4 protein-coding genes, 1 tRNA gene and 1 pseudogene are annotated in these 3060 nt (G+C 64.2%); 3 read left to right on the top strand and 3 right to left on the bottom strand.

Going from position 1 to position 3060, the window contains the following annotated elements; all coding sequences use genetic code 11:
• Window positions 1–285 (top strand): annotated as a pseudogene (locus QZ213_RS26615) (cell division protein FtsH); the annotation flags it as partial.
• A 56-nt stretch (window positions 286–341) separates the two neighbouring features.
• Here the strand turns inward: QZ213_RS26615 and QZ213_RS26610 are convergent.
• The 3 genes from QZ213_RS26610 to QZ213_RS26600 all read right to left on the bottom strand — a co-directional run bounded on the left by QZ213_RS26610 (window position 342) and on the right by QZ213_RS26600 (window position 1614).
• Entirely contained in the window at window positions 342–938 is a 597-nt protein-coding gene (locus tag QZ213_RS26610; RefSeq protein ID WP_365885385.1) for a hypothetical protein, read from the bottom strand.
• 150 nt (window positions 939–1088) lie between these two features.
• A tRNA-Glu gene (locus QZ213_RS26605) sits at window positions 1089–1163 on the bottom strand.
• A 112-nt stretch (window positions 1164–1275) separates the two neighbouring features.
• Complete coding sequence (locus QZ213_RS26600; protein ID WP_291689032.1) at window positions 1276–1614, bottom strand: hypothetical protein; 339 nt, start codon at window positions 1612–1614, stop codon at window positions 1276–1278.
• Here QZ213_RS26600 and QZ213_RS26595 point away from each other — a divergent pair.
• Both QZ213_RS26595 and QZ213_RS26590 read left to right on the top strand, forming a co-directional pair.
• Window positions 1613–2668 (top strand): RluA family pseudouridine synthase, encoded by a 1056-nt coding sequence (locus tag QZ213_RS26595; protein WP_291689031.1) that lies wholly within the window; start codon window positions 1613–1615, stop codon window positions 2666–2668. The two genes, QZ213_RS26600 and QZ213_RS26595, sit on opposite strands and share 2 nt — an antisense overlap.
• Before the next feature lie 215 nt (window positions 2669–2883).
• The coding region (locus QZ213_RS26590; protein WP_291689034.1) for a sigma-70 factor domain-containing protein at window positions 2884–3060 on the top strand (177 nt) is incomplete at its 3' end.

The raw sequence follows: 3060 nt of genomic DNA, 5'->3' as shown, positions 1-3060 counted from the left end.
CCGCTTCCGGACGACATCGGCCGCGCCAAGCTCGTTCAACTCTACGGCAGAGGCTTGCCGCTCGGCGAAGCCGTTGTGGATGAGGCCGCGCGACGGACAAAAGGCGTCAGCGCCGCGTTCATCAAGGAGCTGATGCGGCGCATCGCACAGGCAAGCATCGCGCGGGATGGCGGCATAACCGTCAAGTCCGACGATATTGGCGAGGCGCTGGACGACATGTTGTTCGCGGGCGGCAGGCTCAACGTCAAGCTGCTGGGCGGCGCGAAGGAAATGGCCGTTGGATGACCGCCGCATTCGCGCCCCGCGTCGGCCTAGAGCGCGGGCTCGCGTGCGCTTACGGGTCAGCGCCAGCCGCCGACGAGGTCAACCTGAGAGGCGTTGGACAGCGAGGGCGATTTGGTGTCGGTGTCGAGGCGCCCCGACTGCTGGGTGTAGCCGAACCCGAGCGACAGGCTGAGATTCGACGTCGGCTTGAATTCGACGCCTGCATGGGCGCCATAGCCGGCCGTGCTGGACGTGAAGTCGAACGGCGAAAAAGCGCCGCCAATGCCGGAATTGTATTTCAACGTGTCGAAACCGGCATAGAGGGAGACGGCAGTGTTCTTGAAGTTGTAGCCGAACTGCACGCCTTCGGTTTGGAGCGAGCCGAACGCGCCAGCCTGGTTGATGCCGCTCAAGCCCATGCTGCCGCGTTCGTTGCCGACAAACCAGCCGTTCGCAAAATTGTAACGTGCCGAGGAAAAGCCGCCAGCGCCACCGCCATCAAAGCTCGCAAAGTTGCCGTCCGCGTTCGCGCCCTGGCCGGCATTCAGATTGCCGCCGAAGCCGAGCCAGCCCGGGGTCCAATAGGCCACCGGCGCAGACTGGGCGTGGGCCGTTCGCCCGCCCAGACAGAGCGCCGCTACGACGAACACGAGACCTAATCTGCCTGCAAACATGGACATCCGCGCTACCCAAGTGGGCCTGAAATTATACGGTCCGGATATCGAGAACGCCAGTTACGTTGTTTTTTGGACGAGCTACGTCCGAGCGAGCGCAGAATGCAGCCGTTCGCAAGGATCGTGCCGAATGCCGACGCTTCGGAACGCTGGCGCTCCCTAGGGGAATTGAACCCCTGTTTCAGCCTTGAGAGGGCCGCGTCCTAACCGCTAGACGAAGGGAGCGTGTGGCTCAGGCAATAGCCTTGAAATCGGCTTGCTGCAAGACAGCTGAGACCAATTTAGGAGGGGCCTGATCGCGTGCCGAACCGCGCTTTCTGCGCGTTAGGGATGAGGGTCAGGGCTCGCTGACGAATTTCAGCCTGCCGGCCGGTTTCAACGTCCGCGCATCGAAGGTGAGGATTTCGGTCGCTCCACCCACATCCAGCGTCACCACCAGCCGGTCGCCGGCGGCGCCCGTCGAGACGATGCGGGCGCCCTTCGGCAGGCTGGCGGTAACGTCGGTGGCGGCAGCCGTCACACTTCCATCGGAGCGGAAAAGACGGTAGCCGATGGCGATCAGGACGGCCGCTACCGCCAGAGCCGTCGTCAGGCCCGCGATCAGCATCATCCGCCGCACCCGCGCGAACAGCACGGCTTGCTCGGGGGTCGGTTCGGGCGCAACAGTCTCGGTCATGCAGAACTCTTCAGGGCAAAACGCTTCGGGAATCGGCTCGGCTTTGGAACCAGCTTCGAGCAACGGTCAAAGGCTGGAAGTCACCGTCGCCGGCGACGAGGGCTCGCCCCGGCTCGATCGCGTGCTGGCGGCACGCCTGCCGGAGCTGTCGCGTTCGCGGCTGAAGGCGCTGATCCTTGCTGGCCACATCACGGTCAGGAACGCCCCCATCCGCGACCCCGCTTATCATGTCGCGGGAGGCGATACGATCACAATCGACGTGCCGGAAGCCGTCCCTGCCGAGCCCGCCGGAGAGGATATCGCCCTCGCTATCGTCTACGAGGACGACGACATCATCGTCATCGACAAGCCCAGGGGGCTGGTGGTGCATCCCGCCGCCGGCCACGAGACCGGAACCCTCGTCAACGCACTGATCGCCCATTGCGGGGCAAGCCTTTCCGGCATCGGCGGCGTCAGGCGCCCGGGCATCGTGCACCGGCTCGACAAGGACACCACCGGGCTGATGGTGGCGGCGAAGAACGACCGGGCGCACCAATCGCTGACCGCGCAATTCGCCGATCACGGGCGCACCGGGGAGATGCGGCGTGGCTACATGGCCTTCGTCTGGGGCGTGCCCAGCCGGCAGCGCGGCACGGTGGACGCGCCGATCGACCGCCATCCCCATGCGAGGGAAAAAATGGCGGTTCGCCAGGGCGGCCGCGAGGCGGTCACCCATTGGGAGGTCCAAGAGACCTTCAACGGGCGCGACGGCAGGCCGGTCGCGGCGTTGCTCGCCTGTCAGCTCGAGACCGGGCGCACCCATCAGATCCGGGTGCACCTCGCCCATATCGGCCACCCCCTGATGGGCGACGGTGTTTACGGCCCGCACTTCAAGACCAAGGCCAGCCATCTCGGCCCCCGTAGCCAAGCGGCGCTGGGCGACCTCGACCGCCAAGCGCTCCATGCATACCTCCTGGTATTGAAACACCCCCAAACAGGGGAGATTATGGAGTGGATTTCGGATTTGCCCGCCGATCTCACCCTACTAAGGGATTGCCTGCGAGCGGCGCTATGACGCAGGCCGCCCGGAAAAGCTTTGATATGACAACAAGTTATACCTGCCCCACGGAGACGTGACCCCCGCTATCCTTCCAAATGCCCCCCGAAATAGTGTATGTTGCACGTGCGTTGAATATCCAACGCGGAACATCGCAGCGCGACTGGCTTTAACAAAGCGGCCGTCTGCCGGGCTCGCCGCTGTCGGGGGCCTGAACCACTGGAGGGCGCTAAATGGCCCGTACAGCTACCTTGCCGGTTCTCAACGGAGAATCCGGTCTATCCCGTTACCTTGCCGAGATCCGCAAGTTTCCGATGCTGGAGCCCCAGCAGGAATACATGCTCGCCAAACGCTGGCGCGAGCATGACGATCGCGACGCGGCACATCACCTTGTCACCAGCCATCTCCGG

Origin of the sequence: Bradyrhizobium sp. (genome assembly GCF_017881085.1) — a bacterium.
Taxonomy (GTDB): Bacteria; Pseudomonadota; Alphaproteobacteria; order Rhizobiales; family Xanthobacteraceae; genus Bradyrhizobium.
The sequence above is the reverse complement of the archived record's forward strand: the minus strand, read 5'-3'. Positions and strand labels throughout refer to the sequence as shown.